This is a genomic window from Halosimplex halophilum, assembly GCF_004698125.1.
GTDB lineage: Archaea > Halobacteriota > Halobacteria > Halobacteriales > Haloarculaceae > Halosimplex > Halosimplex halophilum.
Window position 1 is genome coordinate 112717 of sequence record NZ_ML214297.1, and the last position, 16560, is coordinate 129276.

Sequence of the window (16560 nt, forward strand, 5' to 3'; positions counted from 1 at the left end):
CTGACGCCCGGACCGAACCGACGAGCATCGCGCGCCAACCAGCCACTGCCAGCCACTGCAGCCACCATCACCACCGGCCTACCACCGTGGTGCTGTCATCGGATAGGCTACTCGGCCCCGAGTAGTCGTTTTCGACATCGCGACGGGGCGGCGGCCTCGCCGTCCACCCCCGTCGAGCGATCCCCGTCAGGCGATTCACGTTCCGCCAGCGATGGCCGGGCTTTAATCCGACGAACCGCGTAGCCGTCGGGCATGGGAACGAGCGACCGGCCGGAGGGCGACCCCGCCAGCGACCCCCGGATGGACTACGACTACGCGGCGGACGCGGTGGCGCGACCGGGACTGGTCGCGGACCTGGACGAGCGGGTCGCGGGCGAGGTGCGGTTCGACGACTACTCGCGGGAGCTGTACGCGACGGACGCGAGCATCTACGAGGTGACGCCCGTCGGCGTCGTCTACCCGGAGTCGACCGCCGACGTGGCGAGCGTCGTCTCCTACTGCGCCGAGCGGTCGATCCCGGTGCTCCCCCGCGGGGGCGGCACTTCGCTGGCGGGCCAATCGGTCAACGAGGCGGTCGTCCTCGACTTCACGAGGCACATGGACGCCGTTCTCTCGGTCGACCCCGACGAGCGGCTGGCCCGCGCCGAACCGGGGGCCATCCTCGGGGAGCTGAACGCCGAACTCGCCGCCCACGACCTGAAGTTCGCGCCCGATCCCGCCTGGGGCGACAAGTCCGCGCTGGGCGGCGCCATCGGCAACAACTCGACGGGCGCCCACTCGCTGCAGTACGGCAAGACCGACGCCTACGTCGAGGCCTGCGAAGTCGTCCTCGCGGACGGGACCGTCACCCGATTCGGCGAGGTGACGCTCGACGAACTCCGCGAGCGGGCGGACCCCGAGGGGGACCTCGAAGCCCGGATCTACGCCGAACTCGCCCGGGTCGTCGACGAGGAGATCGAGGCCGTCGAGGCGGCGTTCCCCGAGCTGAAGCGCAACGTCTCGGGCTACAACCTCGACGCGTTCGTCGCCGAGGCCCGGGAAGCGCTGGACGCCGAGAACGGCGACGACGCCGCGGCTGGGGACAGCGAGCCGGCCACCGTCAACGTCGCCCGCCTGCTCGCCGGTAGCGAGGGGACGCTCGCCATCGTCACGGAGGCGACCGTCTCGCTGGAGCCGGTCCCCGAGACGAAGGGGCTGGCGCTGCTGACCTACGGGAGTCTGCTCGACGCGCTGGAGGACGTGGACCCGATCCTCGAACACGACCCCGCCGCCGTCGAGGTGCTCGACGACGTGTTGCTGGACCTGGCCGCCGAGACCGAGGAGTTCGGCGACCTGGTCGACTCGGTGCTCCCGGAGGGGACCGGCTCGGTCCTGCTCGTGGAGTTCTACGCCGAGAGCGACGAGGAGGGGCGCCAGCGGGTCGCCGATCTGATCGCCGACCGGGTGGGCGCCGCTCAGGGCGCGAACGTCGTCGACGCGGCGACGACGGAGGCCGACCCCGCCGAGGGCGCCGTCGACGTAACCGACACCCCGGTCCGGGCGTTCGCGGCCCGGGAGGCCCACGAGGAGGCCGAGCGGGCGCGATTCTGGAAGCTACGCAAGAGCGGGCTGCCGATCCTCCTCTCGCGGACGACGGACGCGAAACACATCGCCTTCCTCGAGGACACGGCCGTCCCGCCCGAGAACCTGCCGGACTTCGTCGCCGACTTCCAGGCCGTCCTCGACGAGCACGACACCTACGCGAGCTTCTACGCACACGCGGGTCCGGGCTGTCTGCACATCCGCCCGCTGGTGAACTCGAAGACCGTCGACGGCGTGGCCGCGATGGAGTCTATCGCCGACGAGGTGACCGACCTCGTGGTCGAGTACGGCGGCTCGGTCTCCGGCGAACACGGCGACGGTCGCGCGCGCACCCAGTGGAACCGGAAACTGTACGGCGAAGACGTGTGGGACCTGTTCCGCGACCTGAAGGCGACCTTCGACCCGGACTGGCTCCTCAACCCGGGCCAGGTCGTCGGCGTCGACGCGGCCGACGTGGAGGCGGGCGAGGCGCCCGACCGCGCCCGCACGGTCGACATGACCGAGAACCTCCGGTTCGACCCCGACTACGCCTTCGACGCGGGGTTCGAGCCGGAACTGAACTGGGAGAACGACAACGGGATGCAGGGCATGGTCGAGCTCTGTCACGGCTGCGGCGGCTGTCGCGGCGGCCAGGACACCACCGGCGGCGTGATGTGCCCGACCTACCGCGCGGCCGACGAGGAGGTCACCGCCACCCGCGGCCGGGCGAACATGCTCCGTCAGGCGATGAGCGGCGACCTCCCCGACGACCCGACCGACGACGAGTTCGTCAGCGAGGTGATGGACCTCTGTATCGGCTGCAAGGGCTGCGCGAAGGACTGCCCGAGTGAGGTCGACATGGCGAAGCTGAAGGCGGAAGTCGAACACGCCCACCACGAGGAACACGGCACGAGCCTGCGCGAGCGCGTCTTCGCCAACGTCGACCGCCTGAGTGCGCTGGGGAGCGCCACCGCACCGGTCTCGAACTGGCTCCAGAAACTGCCCGGCAGCGGGCTCGTCGCCGAGCGCCTGCTCGGCGTCGCGCGCGAGCGGACGCTCCCGACCTTCGAGCGGGAGTCGTTCGTCGACTGGTTCGCCGGCCGCGAGGCGGGCGTCTCCGAGGACGAGGCCGAACGCAAGGCGCTCGTGTTCCCCGACACCTACACCAACTACAGCCACCCCGAGGCGGGGAAGGCGGCGGTCCGCGTCCTCGAAGCGGCGGGCGTCCACGTGGACGTGCCCGACGACGTGGCCGCCAGCGGCCGCGCGGCTCACTCGAAGGGCTTCCTCGACACCGCCCGCGAGCGCGCCGAACGCAACGTCGAGGAACTCGCCCCGCGGGTCGCCGACGACTGGGACCTCGTCGTCGTCGAGCCCTCGGACGCGGTGATGTTCCAGCACGACTACCTGGACCTGCTCGCCGGGGCGGCCGCCGAGACGGTCGCCGCCAACGCCTACGGCGTCTGCGAGTACCTCGACCGGTTCCGCCTCGACGAACGGATCGAGTTCGACGCGCCCGCGGAGGCGCTGACCTACCACGGCCACTGCCACCAGAAGGCCACCAAGAAGGACCACCACGCCGTCGGCGTGCTCCGCCGGGCCGGCTACGAGGTGGACGCGCTGGACTCGGGCTGTTGCGGCATGGCCGGCTCGTTCGGCTACGAGGCCGAACACTACTCGATGAGCAAGGCGATCGGGTCGATCCTCTACGACCAGGTCGCGGACAGCGACGGCGACGCGGTCGTCGCACCCGGCGCCTCCTGTCGGTCGCAACTGGCCGACCGCGAGGGGGGCGAATCGCCCCCTCATCCCGTCGAGCGGGTCGCCGACGCGCTCGACACCGCCCCGGAGTGACCGCGGTCGACGCCGGCCCGCGCGACGTGTGGTAGCACACCACTCGCCGACCCGCCAGGTTTTAATAGGGGCATCACCTCTGGCTAGTTGCAATGGCGACCGGTACGGTTGACTTCTTCAACGACACTGGCGGTTACGGTTTCATCGACACTGACGATGCGGAAGAGGACGTCTTCTTCCACATGGAGGACGTCGGCGGTCCTGACCTCGAGGAGGGGCAGGAAGTCGAGTTCGACATCGTTCAGGCAGACAAAGGCCCGCGCGCCGAGAACCTGGAGCGCCTGTAATCATGGCGAAAGGTAAGGTCGACTTCTTCAACGACACTGGCGGCTACGGCTTCATCGACACCGACGACGCGGACGAAGACGTCTTCTTCCACATGGAGGACGTCGGCGGCCCCGACCTCGAAGAGGGTCAGGAAGTCGAGTTCGATATCGAGCAAGCGGACAAGGGTCCCCGAGCGACCAACCTGGAGCGTCTCTAACGATGGCGAAAGGTAAGGTCGACTTCTTCAACGACACCGGCGGCTACGGCTTCATCGACACCGATGACGCCGACGAGGACGTCTTCTTCCACATGGAAGACGTCGGCGGTCCGGACCTCGAAGAGGGACAGGAAGTGGAGTTCGACATCGAGCAGGCCGACAAGGGCCCGCGCGCGACGAACCTCGAACGCCTGTAACTGCGGATCCTGCCGCATTCGCGGCACGTCCGTCTCACCGGCGAGCGGCCGCGCCGTCCGCGACGAGTAACGTCCGGCCGGGGTTGGCCCGCTCGCAGTCCGAATATCTTCGGCGAGCGGCGCCGCTCGCCGGCATTCTCCGGGGCGATACCGTGGGACACAAGAGCCAGCGCCTCGCAGGTACGAGCAATGAGCGACGCAGACGCCGTCGACACGGACCTCTACCAGCGCGCCCAGGCACTGCTCGAACCCGGCGAGATCGAACTCGTCGGCGTGATCGTCCACACCGACCTGTCTGGCGACCAGGAGCCGACGCTCCACGAGGCGACCCTGGAGATCGGCAACTACATCGCCGAGTACTCCGGGATCGAGCCGACCGACACCTACGTCTACTCCGGCAACGACGACCCCGAGTTCGGCGTCAACCAGCACCAGGGCCTGACGCTGGACGGCGACGAGTTCGTCTGGGAGTGCCAGCAGCTGCTCCGCGAGGGCACCTTCGACGTGGTGTTCTACTACGAGGCCGACGTGGACCAGGACGGACTGGTCGAGGCGCTCCGCGGGGCCGGCTACGACGCCGTGGGCGTCGAACCCGACGAGTAGCGGGCTGACCGTTCGTCACTGAAGCTCGGACAGGCAGTGCCGACAGTAGTCGACCCCGGCCCGGTTCTCGGCACCGCAGGACGGACAGGTTACCGTTTCGCGGTCGCGGGCGGCGGCGACGGCGGTGGCGGGGTCGATCGAACTCGCGGCCCTGCCCCCCGGCGACTCCGTCTCGAACTCCCCCCGTTCGACGCGGGCGACGAGTTCGTCGTGGGCCATCCGGTCGATGAGCCGAAAGAGCCCGACGAAACACAGCGCCGGCAGGACGGCGAGGACGGCGACCGCGAGCAGTCGCGCGAGCGCCGAGTCCATGACGGGTGTTACCGTCCAGCATGCAAGACGGTTTCGCCCCGAATCCGCCCCAGTCCTTTTCCGGGTCGGCGGAGACGCTACGGCCGTGCATCGGAGAGCCCTCCTCGGGGCCGTCGGGACGGGCGTCGCCGGCCTCGCCGGCTGCCGAACCACCGCGGTCACGGGTGACTCCGGCGGGACGGCGACGCCGCCGACGTGTGACGGGCCGGTTCCGCGGCGGGTCTCGCTGGTCGACACGGGCGACATCACGGCGGTCGACGGGCTCGCCGTCTCGGCGACCGTACCGCGGGCGCGCAGCGACGCCGAGGAACCGGCGCGTCTGCGGACTACGGTCGAGAACGCCGGCGACGAGCCCCGCGAACTGAACGTCCACGAGGACGACCGGTGTCACCTGTTCGACCGGGACGGCCGGAGCGAACCCCGCGGACTCCGGCTCTACCACCCGGACGACACACCGACCGACCGGGCCGGCGAGTGCTGGACCAGCGACGCCGTCCCGCCGGACTCGGTCGAGGACCCCCTGTACGGCTGTACGACGGCCGAGCTGGGTCCCGGCGAGTCGCTGACGACGACCTACGAGGTCTGGGACGACTACACGGCGGACGGATACCTCCCGACCGACACCTACCGCATCGCCACGGGCTTCAAGATCCGGGCGAACGGGGACGACGCGGCCCGAGCGACGGATCCGGGACGCCCGTTCGAACGCGTCGAGTGGTGGCTCGACCTGCGGGTCGAACAGCCGTCCGACGGGGAGTGAGGATCAGTCGTCGACCATCCGGCTGCCGCCCGGCGGGAGGAACTCCTGGATGCGGTCGGCGCTGGCGACCTTCCGGACGAACGCGTCGTCGGCGAACCGGCCCTTGAACTCCCGGTAGAGCCGCATCGCGATGTCGTTCTGCGCGTACTGTCCCGGTTCGACCTCGATGGTCGTCTCGGCCTTCGGCTCGATGGCCGCCGGCGGGCCGCCGATGACCCGCGTCTCGGGCTCGCAGGTGATCCCGACGGCGACGCCGACCTCCGTGCTCTCGTAGTAGGTGCGGTCGCCGCGGATGGCGAACCCGCCCTTCTCCAGGAACTCGCCGCTCTCCGGGGTCTTGGACACCTGGTCCGATCCGACCTCGTACACGTCGCCGGCGAACTTGCCGTCCTTCCAGACCGACGAGTACGAGACCGCGAACTGCGCGGCCTCGCGCTTGCTCGACTCGGGGATCTCCACGTCGCCGTCGTACGATTCGGAGGGGCCGGTGGCCTTGAGGATCGTCGCGGGGCCGCCGTGGGCCTGGGCGTGGAAAAAGCGGTCCCCGCGGTCGAGGTACTTCTTGACCAGATCCTCGTTGTCGTCGGCGTCGCGCCCGCCGATGACGAGGAAGCCGTCGCTGGTGTGGAACCACCGGTAATCCTCGTACCAGTGGTCGGACTGGCGGACCGGGATCGACGGCTCGGCCAGCCAGTCCACGTCCTCGTCTTCGTCGTCCTCGTCGCTCCCCTCACCTTCACCCTCGCCGCCCGCGCTGGACTCGCCGGCGTCGGCGGCCTCCCACTCCTCCTTGCGTCGCTTCACTTCCTCCAGTTCTTTCCGGGTCTGCTCGATGGCCTCCTCGGCGCCCTCCTTCTTGCCCTCGATGCGCTTGGCCTCGCGGTAGAGCCGGTCGGCGTTCTTCTCGACGCCCTCGCTCGCCGTTAGCGTGACTCGCTCGCCGTCGATCTCGACCGTCACGGTGCCTTCGCTGCCGTCCAGCGAGACGACCGCCTCCGCCGCGGGGATGCCACGGTCGGCCCCCTCCGCGAAGCGCTCCTCGATGTCGTCCCACGAGCGGTCCTCGGCGCGGGCCGCCCGGATCGTCGAGAGGATCTCGTCGACGAGGTCGTAGTTGGCGTACAGGGCCTCGGCGTTCTCCCGCTCGCGCTCGGCCTGGGCCTCGAAGTCCTCGATGGCGCCCTGCTGTTGCTCGATGATCCGCTCGTGTTTGGCGATCTCCGACTCGAAGTCCGGGCGCCCGCGGTCGCCGCCCGCGTCGTCGCCGCCCTCCTCGTCTTCGTCGCTGGCGAACGTGAAGTAGTCGTCCAGCGCCTCGTTGAACGAGTCGAACGGCTCGCCGTAGCGGTCGTCGTACTCCGCCAGCGGGATGGGCGTCACGTCGACCCGCCGGCCCTCGATCTCCCCGGCATCGTCGGTCGGGTCCTCCGCGTCGGGCTCGTCGAGTTCGTAGTAGACTCTGGGGTCGAGGTCGCTGTCGGCCAGCCGGTCGGCCAGCCGCCGGACGGCGTCGTACAGCGCCCGCAACTGCTCGTCGGTCGCCTCCTCGATCGGGACGTTGTAGTCGACGCCCGCGAGCGTGCAGAGTTCCTCGCCGTAGAGGCCGCCGAAGTTGAGCTGGGTCGCGAGCGTCCGCACGAGGTCGGAGTCGGAGTCGCGCATCCGCGCCTCGAAGGCGTCGTAGTCGACGCCGAGCGGATTGAACCGCGCGCTCGGGAACTCGTACTGGCTCCCCGGCGCGACGGTCCGGGACTTCAGGCGCACAGTTTCGAGACAGTCGATCACCTCGCCGGTGCCGTCGAGGATGGCGACGTTGCCGTCGCCGAACAGCTCCGCGACGACGGTCGTCGTCTCCTCGTCGCGCTCGAAGGTCAGCTCGAGGATGCGGTCGAACTGGAACTGCGACACGTCGACTAGCTCGGCGCCCTGCATCCGATTCCTGAGCATCATCGCGAAGTTGGGCGGCCGCTCGGGCGCCTCCGGGAGGTGGTCCGGGTCGGTGACGTTGACCCGCTTGTCCTCGCCGACCTCGACGAGCAACTCGGTCCGGCCGCGGTCGTAGTGGCGCATCCGGAACCGCAGCAGGTCGCGGTCGGGGTAGAGGTAGACCTTCCCGACGCCCGCGCCCTCGTAGGCCGACAGCTCGCCGGCGAGCGCCGCGAGGTCGACGCTCGTCAGCTCCCGCTTTCTGTCCATACAGTGGGGTCCGCCCTCGAAAGCAAAGGGCTTGCGACACCATCTTTTTCGACCGGGGGTGTCCTCGCGCCCAGAGGGCGGTGCGGGCACCCCCGGTCCAAAAACATGGGTGAAAAAGACCGCCTCCGCGGGGCTTCGCCCCGCTCTGGCGGATGAACCGCGCGCCTGTGGCGCCCGGATGCTACCTGCAGGTGACGGCTATTGCGGTGAGCGGGCGCGGTGCGGTTGGCGCGCGCTGGAGCGCGCATGAACGCGCGCGACCGTAGCCGCGCGAGGGATGAGAAGCGCAGCCTGCGAGCATCGCAATCGGCTGGGGAGGCTCGTGGCCGTCTGCGGTGCTGTGCGGTGCCGTGCGGTGCGGTCGCGCGGTCCTGGCGGACTGAACGGGCGAGGCGCGCTCGCGCTTGCTTGGTCGCCTGAGCGACCTCTACCCGAGCGGAGCGCGGATATCCCGCTCAGCGACCGCGAGCGCGCCGAGGGCTTTCATCGCCTGTGGTTGACTGCGCTCTCCCCGATACGACTTCCTTCCACGACAAACCCACCAGAAACACCCGATCAACTCGCCACTCGAACGGAACACGACACGGGTCACGAACCGGTCGTACGGTCCGCTCGCCGACCCGACGGCCCGACGGTCCCGGGGGGACTTCCGCATCTCCGACGATCCAGCGGAAACACGCCCAGACGGACAAAAAACGCGGCGACGACTCCCGGGAGAGTGGAAGAAACGGGGCGTTTTAGAGTCGGCAGTCCGAACCGGTTCGTATGGCTCAAGCGACACAGGAGTTCGGCGACTGGCCGCTCAAGCGGCTGATGACCGAGGTCGTCGGGTCGGGACACAAGTCCGCCGACGACATGACCCGCGAGCAGGCCCGCGAGGCGTTCCAGCGGATCCTGGCTGGGGAACCGGACCACACGACGCTGGGGGCGTTCTGGCTCGCCAACCGCTGGAAGCGCAACAACGCCGAGGAGCTGGGCGCCTACGTCGACGTGATGCGCGAGGAGTCGGTCGTCACCGCCGAACCGGACGCCGACCCCGTCGACTGCGGGGCCAACTACGACGGCAAGGGCCGCTCGGCCATCCTCGGCGTCGCGGCGGGCGTCGTCGCCGCGGCGGCGGGCACCCCGGTCGTCGTCCACAGCGGCGACCGCGTCCCCACGCAGAAACAGGACAGCTACAAGCAGATCCTCGACGAACTCGGCGTCCGCACCGAGATCGAACCGGCCGAGAGCGCCGACATGGTCGACGAGGTCGGCTTCGGCTACTACTACCAGCCGGAGTTCAACCCCGGGATCCACGCGCTGTGGGACCGACGGGACAACATGGGCGTCCGCACGTTCGTCAACACCGTCGAGACGCTCGCCAACCCCGCCAACGCCGACGTGCACCTCGGCTCGTTCTACCACCTGCCGTTCGCGGTGAAGATGACGGACACGCTCCAGGCCGCCGAGAGCCAGGACGTGTCCCGGACGCTGTTCTTCCAGGGCATGGAGGGGTACGACGACGTGCGCCCCGGGACGACGGTCGTCGGCGAGTGGTCGGAGGGCGACGAGGAACTCGACGACTTCGAGATCAAGACGGCCGAGTACGGCATGGACTTCGAGAGCGAGGATCTGGAAGTCGAGGACGTGGCCGCCGACTCCGCGGCGATCACCGAGGAAGTGGTCGCGGGCGAGCGCGGCGACCAGTTCGCCGACGCCGTCGCGCTCAACGCCGCCCTGCGGATCTACGCCCGCGAGGACGCCGACTCGATCGACGAGGGGCTGGAGACGGCCCGCGACGCGCTGGAGAGCGGCGAGGCCGAGGCGGTGCTGGACGACCTGCGGGACTTCTGAGCGGGTCGCCCGACTCCGCCGGCCGGGATCCGAAGTCCGGACCCCGTTCGCGACAGATTCTTGCGAGCGGAGGCTGATTCGTTCCCCATGGACACCTTCGACGGCTACCGCCGACCGGACGGCCGGGTCGGCGTCCGCAACCACGTCGCCGTCCTCCCCACGTCGGTCGCGGCGAGCCCGGTCGCCGACCGGGTCGCCGACGACGGGGGCCGGTGGGCGCGGGCGACGCCCCACCAGATGGGGACGAGCCAGCCCGACGCGGGCCGCGAACGCACGCGCGAGGTGCTGGCGGGGATCGGGGCGAATCCGAACGTCGGCGCGGCGCTCGTCGTCGAACTCGGGACCGAGGACATCGAGGCCGACGACGTGGCCGACGACATCGCCCGGTCGGGCAAGCCCGTCGAGACGCTGACGATCCGGGAAGCGGGCGGGACCGCCGGCGCGCTCGACGCCGGCGCCGAGACCCTCGCGGACCTGTGGGCCGAGGTGGGGAGTCAGACTCGGGAGGAAGCCGACGCGAGCGAACTCGTCTTTGCGGTGGAGTGCGGTGGCAGCGACGCGACCAGCGGCATCGCGGCGAACCCGGCGCTCGGCGACGCATCCGACCGGCTGGTCGACGCGGGCGGCGCGGTCTGCATCTCCGAGACGCCGGAGTTCATCGGCGCCGAGCACGTCGCCGCCGAGCGCTGCGCCGACGAGGAAACCCGGGAGAGGCTGCTGGACCGCGTCGACCGCCGCGAGCGCCTGGCGGACCTGATGGGCGTGGACATGCGCGGCGCCCAGCCCTCGCCGGGCAACCAGGAGGGCGGGCTCACCACGATAGAAGAGAAGAGCCTCGGCGCGCTCGCCAAGTGCGGCACGCGGCCGATTCGCCACGTCGTCGACTACGGCGAGGCGATCCCCGTGGGCGGCGGCGTGTCGGTGATGGACTCGCCGGGTTACGACGTGGAGAGCGTCGTCGGCAAGGTGGCCGGCGGCGCGCAGGTCGTCGCCTTCACTACGGGGCGCGGGTCGACGACCGGCAACCCCATCGCGCCGGTGATCAAGGTGACCGGCAACCCGCGGACGGCCGAGCGGCTCGCCGCCAACGTGGACGTGGACGCCAGTACCGTCATCGACGGCGAACCGCTCGGCGAGGCCGGCGAGCGGATCTACCGGACGCTGCTCGCGGTGGCCGGCGGCGCGGAGACGGCCGCCGAGGCGCGCCGGCTGGAGGAGTTCGCGATCAACGAGCGCCAGCCGCGGGAACTCGCCGCGGAGGGGTCATGAGCGGCGACCGAGCGCCGCGGCGGGGGCGACGATGAAGGGCGAAGTGCTGGACGGGACCGCGCTGGTGATGGCCCCCGAGGACAACGTGGCGACGGCGCTCGAAGACCTCGACGCGGGCGACCGGCTGGCCGACGCGGATCCACCGGTGACCGTCGCCGAGGAGGTGCCGTTCGGGCACAAGGTCGCGCTCGTGGACATCGACGCCGGGGACCCGGTCCGCAAGTACGGCGAGGTGATCGGCGAGGCCACAGAGCCGATAGCCGCCGGCGAGTGGGTTCACACCCACAACTGCGAGAGCCGGCGCGGCCGGGGCGACCGGGCGGCCGAGGCGGCGGACGGACCCGGAAGGGGTGAGTCGGCGTGAGCCTGCGGCAGGGGTTCGAGGCGGTCGACCGCGGGGACCGCGGCGTCGGCGTGCGCGAGAAGGTCCTCGTGCTCCCCTCGGTCATCTGCTCGCGGGAGGTCGCCGACCGGATCGCCGACCGGGTACAGGGTGCGGTCAGCGCGCCCCACGACCACGGCTGCGGGCAGATCGGAGCGGACAAGGCACAGACGCTGCGGGCGTTCCTCGGGGTCGGATCGAACCCAAACGTCGCCGGGACGGTCGTCGTCGGCCTGGGCTGCGAGTCGATCCAGAGCGACGACGTGGCGGCCGACCTCGCCGACCTGGGCGTGCCCGTCCGCGAGGTCGCGATCCAGGACGCCGGCGGCACCGACGCGACGGTTGAGGCGGGCGTCGAAGCCGTCGAGGAACTCCGCGGGCAGTCTACCCGCGACGGCCGGGGGACATCGGACGACGGCCGGGGAGCCACCACGGCGGACCTCTCGGATCTCACCGTCGGCGTCGTCTCGGGCGACCTCGCCGAGTCGACCCGCGAGACGGCGGACCCGCTGGTCGGTGCGGTGGTCGACGACCTGGTCGACGCGGGCGCGCGGGTGGTGGCGGCCGGGAGCGAGCGCGTCGTCGCCCATCCGGAAGCGGCGGCCGCGCGGGCCGACGACGAGGCGGCGGCCGCGGACCTCCGCGAACTGGCCGAGCGCCACCGCGGCCGGCCCGCGCGGGCGTCGCGGGTCGGACGCGAGGCGCGGGACCACGAGTTCGCGGCGGTGACGCGGGCGTGGGGCGACCGGCCGGTCCGGGCGGTACTGGACTACGGCGAGCGGGCGATCCACGACGAGGGGCTGGCGGTCGTCGACGCGCCCTCGCGGTTCGCCGAGGCGGCGACCGGCCTCGCGGCGGCCGGAGCGCAGGTCGTCGTCCACGTCACTGGCGAGGGCGTGGCGACCGGCCACCCGGTCGCGCCGGTGGTGAAGGTCTCCGGCGATCGGACGACGCTCGACGCCGTGGGCGACGACATCGACGTGGACGCGACGGCGACCGACCCCGCGGCCCTGCTCGGGCGCCTGCGGGCTGTCGCGGGCGGCGAGCGCGTGCGCGCGGAGGAACACGGGCTCGTTTCCTCGGCGATCACGCGGGTCGGCCCGTCCATGTGAGCGGGGCCGGCGCGGGGACGGGCGGTTCGCCGAGGGGTCGCCGCCGTCGGTCGATACCCGTCGGTGCGGACGGTACCACCAGCGTTTTCTCCGCGGCGGGCTTCCGACCGGGTATGAGTGACGAGTTGACAGCGACGCTCCACACCTCCGAGGGCGACATCGAGGTGCGGCTGTTCGAGGACAGGGTACCCAACACCGTCGAGGCGTTCGTCGACCACGCGACCGAGTCCGACTACGAGGCGGCCGAGGTCGGCCCGGGCGAGGGCGCCTGGGAGGACCCCGAGAGCGGCGAGAAGCGGGTCGACCCGCTGTACGACGACATCGAGTTCCACCGGGTCATCGAGGACTTCATGATCCAGACCGGCGACCCGACCGGCACCGGCCGGGGCGGCCCGGGCTACACCTTCGACGACGAGTTCCACGAGGACCTGCGCCACGACGAACCGGGCAAGCTCTCGATGGCCAACCGCGGCCCCGACACCAACGGCTCGCAGTTCTTCATCACGCTGGACGCCCAGCCCCACCTCGACGACAAACACGCCGTCTTCGGCGAGGTCGTCGACGGCATGGACGTGGTCGAGGCCATCGGCTCGGTCGACACCGACCCCAGCGATCGACCCATCGACACGGTCGTCCTCGAATCGGTCGAGATTCACCGGTAATACCGACCGTTCATCGCAGCTTTTGCCCAGTACGCTTATATTCCCTTAAGCCGTCAGTGTGTCTCGGACATCCACCGGTGGTCCTCTAATTCCCCGTTATAATAGAAGGGGGTAGAATATAATTTAAGATAATTTTCGACCGCCGTGGTACTGCGATTTCGGCGACAACTAACGGCAAGTTCCACCGCAATTTAAGTATCGCGCTCGGTAATGGGGACGTATGCCTCGCGACACTGACGGCTCGGACACCAGCCGACGACGATTTCTGAAAGCGACCGGTGCGGCCGCGCTCACCTCGGCAGTTGCGGGCTGTGGGAGCGACGGCGGCGACACCGCCACGCCGGGTGACGGTGGCGACGACGGCGGCGACGGGACCGACACCGGAACCGACACCGGTCCGGTGACGGTAAGCGAGTACCCCTACGGCGTGGGCGAGACGATGATCGGTGAGGCCCAGCGGGTGATGGAGGAAGCGGGCTACGGCCCGGACGACCGCTTCGAGCTCGACTGGCTGCAGTACGAGAGCCCGACGTGGTCGGAGATGGCGTCGACGATCGCCAGCCGGCTGGAGTCGGCGCACATCGACATGAACCAGAGCTCGGCGGCGTTCTCGCCGCTGCTGGAGGCCACCCGGAACGGCAACCACGAGGCGTACACCCTCGGGTGGGTCGCCGACTACCCCGGCCCGCAGAACTTCGTCCAGCTGGTCGACCCGCGGAACACGGTCTACGACGAGAACGCGGCGGCCAACGGCGCCCGGCTGTTCTGGTCGGAGGACGCCGAGGCCGACCCCGAGGTCCGCCAGTACATGATCGACCAGTTCGAGCGGATCTCGAACAACCCCGAGGACACCGAGGAGGCCGCCGAGGTCCGCGGCGACGCCGCGGTGAAAATGGAAGAGGGGATGTGGCAGGAGGCCGCGCTCATCCCGATCTACCAGGGCGTCACCGAGGCGATGTGGTACGACCACGTCGACTACAACCCGCCGGGACCGATGGAGCCCTCCCGGGCGAAGACCAGCAACTCCGTCGCGGGCCTGGAGGGCAAGGACCGACTCAGCACCATCTCCTCGACGTTCAGCAGCCTCGACCCGATCGCCTCCGGGAACACGGCCTCCGGGGGCAAGATCATGGACATGTTCGACGCGCTGACGAACTACGTCAACGGGACGACCGAGGTCGAGAACCTGCTGGCCGAGGGGTACGAGGTCAGCGAGGACTTCCGCACCTACACGTTCACGCTGAAGGAGGGCGCGACCTTCCACAACGGCGAGGAGGTCACCGCGCAGGACTTCGAGTACTCCATCAAGCGGCTGATGGTCTCGGACAACTCCACGAACGCGCGGTTCCCCGTCAGCGTCATGGGGATCGAACACGAGACCGAGGAGGTCACGGTCACCGACGACGAGGGCGACACCGTCACGGACACCGCCTCCGGCGAGCCGGAGACGACCACCCGGATCATCCCCGACTCGATCGGCGTCGAGGCGGTCGACGACTACACGCTGGAGATCACGACCAGCGAGCCGTTCGCGTTCTCGCTGTCGGTGCTGGCCTACTCGGCGTTCTCGGCGGTTCCCGAGGGCATCGTCGGCGACGTTGAGGGCTACGACGGCGAGATGGAGTGGGAGGAGTTCTCCCAGAGCCCGGTCGGCGCCGGCCCCTTCGAGTTCGTCAACTGGGAGTCGGGTAACGGCGGCGAGATCGTCATGGACACCTTCGACGACTACCACGGCGAGGGCGCCTCCTTCGACGGCATCGACGCCGCCATCCTCACCGAGACGCAGGCCCGGTACAACTACTTCCTCAACGAGAACGCGGACATCGGCGGCGTGCCCACGGCCCAGTACAACGCCGACAGCGTGACCGTCGAGGAGACCGACGACGTTGGTCGTGACCTGGGGACCTACGACCTGGAGAACGGGACCACCGTCAACTACGCTCGGACCCCGGAAATCGGCACTTTCTACGTCGGCTTCAACATGGAGCAGGTGCCCAGGCCGGTCCGGCAGGCGATGGCCTACGTCATCAACCAGCCGGAGTTCATGGCGAACGTGTTCAAGGACCGCTTCGAGCCGGCCTACCACCTGACGCCGCCGCAGATCTTCCCCGGCGGGATCGAGGCCTACGACGAGCACGTCGGCGGCTCCGAGTGAGCGAGCGGGTCCCCGGCCGCTCCCGATGAACTCCCCGCTCAGACGACGAACGTATTACGTTGCGGCCCACACAGAGAGACAACTACACGCATAACGGAGACACGCCATGAACAAACTCCTGTATATCGCGAAGCGCCTCGTCCTCGGGGTGCCGGTGGTCCTGTTCGGACTCACGATGACGTTCGTCATCCTCTACCTGTCGCCGTTCGACCCGATGACCGCGATCCTGGGTCGTGACGCGGACCCCCAGACCGCCCGGCAACTCGCGGTCTCGCTCGGCCTCCGGTACCCGAACGGCGAGCCCGTCCCCCTGTGGATACAGTACCGGGACTTCCTGATCGATACGGTCACGTTCAACTTCGGCCAGTCGTGGGTCGTCACCCGCGGCCAGTCGGCCGCCCAGCTCATCTGGGAACGGATGCCCGCGACGCTGTGGCTCGGCATCTGGTCGGTCGTCATCGCGCTGGCGCTGGGCATCCCGCTGGGGCTGTACGCCGGCCTCCGGGCCAACACCTGGGGCGACTACACCGCCTCCTTCGGCGGGATCGTCTGGCGCGCCATGCCGAACTTCTGGCTGGCCGTGATGCTCGCCGGCCTGCTGTCGGCCGGCGGCCTGCTGTCGTTCTACCGGGGGTTCCTGATACCGACCGACGTGATCGGCACCCCGGCGGCGCTGGGCAACCTGTTCGGCAGCTACTCGCTGGGCCCGGTCGGGATCCCGGTCCCCGACCCCTACAACTGGGCGGTCGCGTTCAAGTGGATCCTCCCGGCCGCGCTCGTGCTCGGCTCCTCGTCGATGGGCAACGAGGTCCGCATCGGACGGACCGCGGTGCTGGAGAGCCTCAACTCCCCCTACATCGACACGGCCAAGGCCAAGGGGGTCTCCGAGCGGGTGATCGTCGGGAAACACGTCGCGCGCAACGCGATGATCCCGCTGTTGCCGGTGATCATGGGCGAGTTCTACCTGCTCATCGGCGGGTCCGTGCTCGTGGAGCTCATCTTCGGGATCCGCGGGCTCGGGAACCTCTTCCTCTCGGCGGTCCTCGCGTCGGACGTACCGATCATCGGCGCGCTCACCTACGTATTCATCCTCATACTCGTGTTCTTCAACATCGCACAGGACGTGGCGTACACGATCATCGACCCGCGGATCGGCCTGGAGGGCCGGGAGGACTGAG

15 protein-coding genes are annotated in these 16560 nt (G+C 69.7%); 13 read left to right on the forward strand and 2 right to left on the reverse strand.

Translation table 11 applies throughout. The features are described from left to right. Positions 1 to 252 precede the first annotated feature (252 nt). The 5 genes from E3328_RS00640 (at position 253) to E3328_RS00660 (ending at position 4698) form a co-directional block, all read left to right on the forward strand. The gene (locus E3328_RS00640) at positions 253 to 3414 is read left to right on the forward strand and encodes an FAD-binding and (Fe-S)-binding domain-containing protein (RefSeq protein ID WP_135362704.1); all 3162 of its coding nucleotides are present in this window, start codon (positions 253 to 255) and stop codon (positions 3412 to 3414) included. 92 nt (positions 3415 to 3506) lie between these two features. Beyond that, entirely contained in the window at positions 3507 to 3701 is a 195-nt protein-coding gene (locus E3328_RS00645; RefSeq protein WP_135362705.1) for a cold-shock protein, read from the forward strand. Between the two features lie 2 nt (positions 3702 to 3703). Then, a complete protein-coding gene (locus E3328_RS00650; RefSeq protein WP_123537499.1) occupies positions 3704 to 3898 on the forward strand; it encodes a cold-shock protein in 195 nt (64 codons plus the stop codon). Between the two features lie 2 nt (positions 3899 to 3900). Continuing rightward, positions 3901 to 4095 carry a cold-shock protein gene (locus tag E3328_RS00655; protein ID WP_123537499.1) on the forward strand — a complete coding sequence of 65 codons (195 nt, stop codon included), beginning with the start codon at positions 3901 to 3903 and terminating at the stop codon, positions 4093 to 4095. 189 nt (positions 4096 to 4284) lie between these two features. Further along, a complete protein-coding gene (locus E3328_RS00660) occupies positions 4285 to 4698 on the forward strand; it encodes a DUF5778 family protein (protein ID WP_135362706.1) in 414 nt (137 codons plus the stop codon). A 15-nt stretch (positions 4699 to 4713) separates the two neighbouring features. On the opposite strand, the gene E3328_RS00665 is transcribed toward E3328_RS00660, so the two are convergent. Continuing rightward, a complete protein-coding gene (locus E3328_RS00665; protein WP_135362707.1) occupies positions 4714 to 5010 on the reverse strand; it encodes a DUF7577 domain-containing protein in 297 nt (98 codons plus the stop codon). A gap of 85 nt (positions 5011 to 5095) precedes the next feature. Here E3328_RS00665 and E3328_RS00670 point away from each other — a divergent pair, with 85 nt between their 5' ends. After that, a complete protein-coding gene (locus E3328_RS00670; protein WP_135362708.1) occupies positions 5096 to 5770 on the forward strand; it encodes a hypothetical protein in 675 nt (224 codons plus the stop codon). Positions 5771 to 5773: 3 nt separating this feature from the next. Here the strand turns inward: E3328_RS00670 and rqcH are convergent, their stop codons facing one another. Then, positions 5774 to 7966 carry a ribosome rescue protein RqcH gene (rqcH, locus tag E3328_RS00675; protein WP_135362709.1) on the reverse strand — a complete coding sequence of 731 codons (2193 nt, stop codon included), beginning with the start codon at positions 7964 to 7966 and terminating at the stop codon, positions 5774 to 5776. A gap of 765 nt (positions 7967 to 8731) precedes the next feature. On the opposite strand from rqcH, the gene E3328_RS00680 reads away from it, so the two are divergent. The 7 genes from E3328_RS00680 (at position 8732) to E3328_RS00710 (ending at position 16559) form a co-directional block, all read left to right on the forward strand. Continuing rightward, complete coding sequence (locus tag E3328_RS00680; RefSeq protein ID WP_135362710.1) at positions 8732 to 9802, forward strand: anthranilate phosphoribosyltransferase; 1071 nt, start codon at positions 8732 to 8734, stop codon at positions 9800 to 9802. A gap of 87 nt (positions 9803 to 9889) precedes the next feature. Then, the gene (locus E3328_RS00685; RefSeq protein ID WP_135362711.1) at positions 9890 to 11071 is read left to right on the forward strand and encodes a UxaA family hydrolase; all 1182 of its coding nucleotides are present in this window, start codon (positions 9890 to 9892) and stop codon (positions 11069 to 11071) included. Between the two features lie 31 nt (positions 11072 to 11102). After that, positions 11103 to 11435, forward strand: coding sequence for a UxaA family hydrolase (locus tag E3328_RS00690; RefSeq protein ID WP_135362712.1), 333 nt, complete (start codon positions 11103 to 11105; stop codon positions 11433 to 11435). After that, positions 11432 to 12565 carry a UxaA family hydrolase gene (locus tag E3328_RS00695; protein WP_135362713.1) on the forward strand — a complete coding sequence of 378 codons (1134 nt, stop codon included), beginning with the start codon at positions 11432 to 11434 and terminating at the stop codon, positions 12563 to 12565. The genes E3328_RS00690 and E3328_RS00695 overlap by 4 nt, the downstream gene beginning before the upstream one ends. A gap of 113 nt (positions 12566 to 12678) precedes the next feature. Next, a complete protein-coding gene (locus E3328_RS00700) occupies positions 12679 to 13227 on the forward strand; it encodes a peptidylprolyl isomerase (RefSeq protein ID WP_135362714.1) in 549 nt (182 codons plus the stop codon). A 220-nt stretch (positions 13228 to 13447) separates the two neighbouring features. Beyond that, entirely contained in the window at positions 13448 to 15382 is a 1935-nt protein-coding gene (locus E3328_RS00705) for an ABC transporter substrate-binding protein (RefSeq protein ID WP_135362715.1), read from the forward strand. A 106-nt stretch (positions 15383 to 15488) separates the two neighbouring features. Further along, the gene (locus E3328_RS00710) at positions 15489 to 16559 is read left to right on the forward strand and encodes an ABC transporter permease (RefSeq protein ID WP_135362716.1); all 1071 of its coding nucleotides are present in this window, start codon (positions 15489 to 15491) and stop codon (positions 16557 to 16559) included. Position 16560 lies beyond the last annotated feature (1 nt).

Excerpts from the sequence above, each read along its gene's own strand:
- E3328_RS00640 (WP_135362704.1), top strand. The coding sequence starts at position 253 with ATGGGAACGAGCGACCGGCCGGAGGGCGACCCCGCCAGCGACCCCCGG.
- E3328_RS00645 (WP_135362705.1), top strand. The coding sequence starts at position 3,507 with ATGGCGACCGGTACGGTTGACTTCTTCAACGACACTGGCGGTTACGGT.
- E3328_RS00650 (WP_123537499.1), top strand. The coding sequence starts at position 3,704 with ATGGCGAAAGGTAAGGTCGACTTCTTCAACGACACTGGCGGCTACGGC.
- E3328_RS00655 (WP_123537499.1), top strand. The coding sequence starts at position 3,901 with ATGGCGAAAGGTAAGGTCGACTTCTTCAACGACACCGGCGGCTACGGC.
- E3328_RS00660 (WP_135362706.1), top strand. The coding sequence starts at position 4,285 with ATGAGCGACGCAGACGCCGTCGACACGGACCTCTACCAGCGCGCCCAG.
- E3328_RS00665 (WP_135362707.1), bottom strand. The coding sequence starts at position 5,010 with ATGGACTCGGCGCTCGCGCGACTGCTCGCGGTCGCCGTCCTCGCCGTC.
- rqcH (WP_135362709.1), bottom strand. The coding sequence starts at position 7,966 with ATGGACAGAAAGCGGGAGCTGACGAGCGTCGACCTCGCGGCGCTCGCC.
- E3328_RS00680 (WP_135362710.1), top strand. The coding sequence starts at position 8,732 with ATGGCTCAAGCGACACAGGAGTTCGGCGACTGGCCGCTCAAGCGGCTG.
- E3328_RS00685 (WP_135362711.1), top strand. The coding sequence starts at position 9,890 with ATGGACACCTTCGACGGCTACCGCCGACCGGACGGCCGGGTCGGCGTC.
- E3328_RS00690 (WP_135362712.1), top strand. The coding sequence starts at position 11,103 with ATGAAGGGCGAAGTGCTGGACGGGACCGCGCTGGTGATGGCCCCCGAG.
- E3328_RS00700 (WP_135362714.1), top strand. The coding sequence starts at position 12,679 with ATGAGTGACGAGTTGACAGCGACGCTCCACACCTCCGAGGGCGACATC.
- E3328_RS00705 (WP_135362715.1), top strand. The coding sequence starts at position 13,448 with ATGCCTCGCGACACTGACGGCTCGGACACCAGCCGACGACGATTTCTG.
- E3328_RS00710 (WP_135362716.1), top strand. The coding sequence starts at position 15,489 with ATGAACAAACTCCTGTATATCGCGAAGCGCCTCGTCCTCGGGGTGCCG.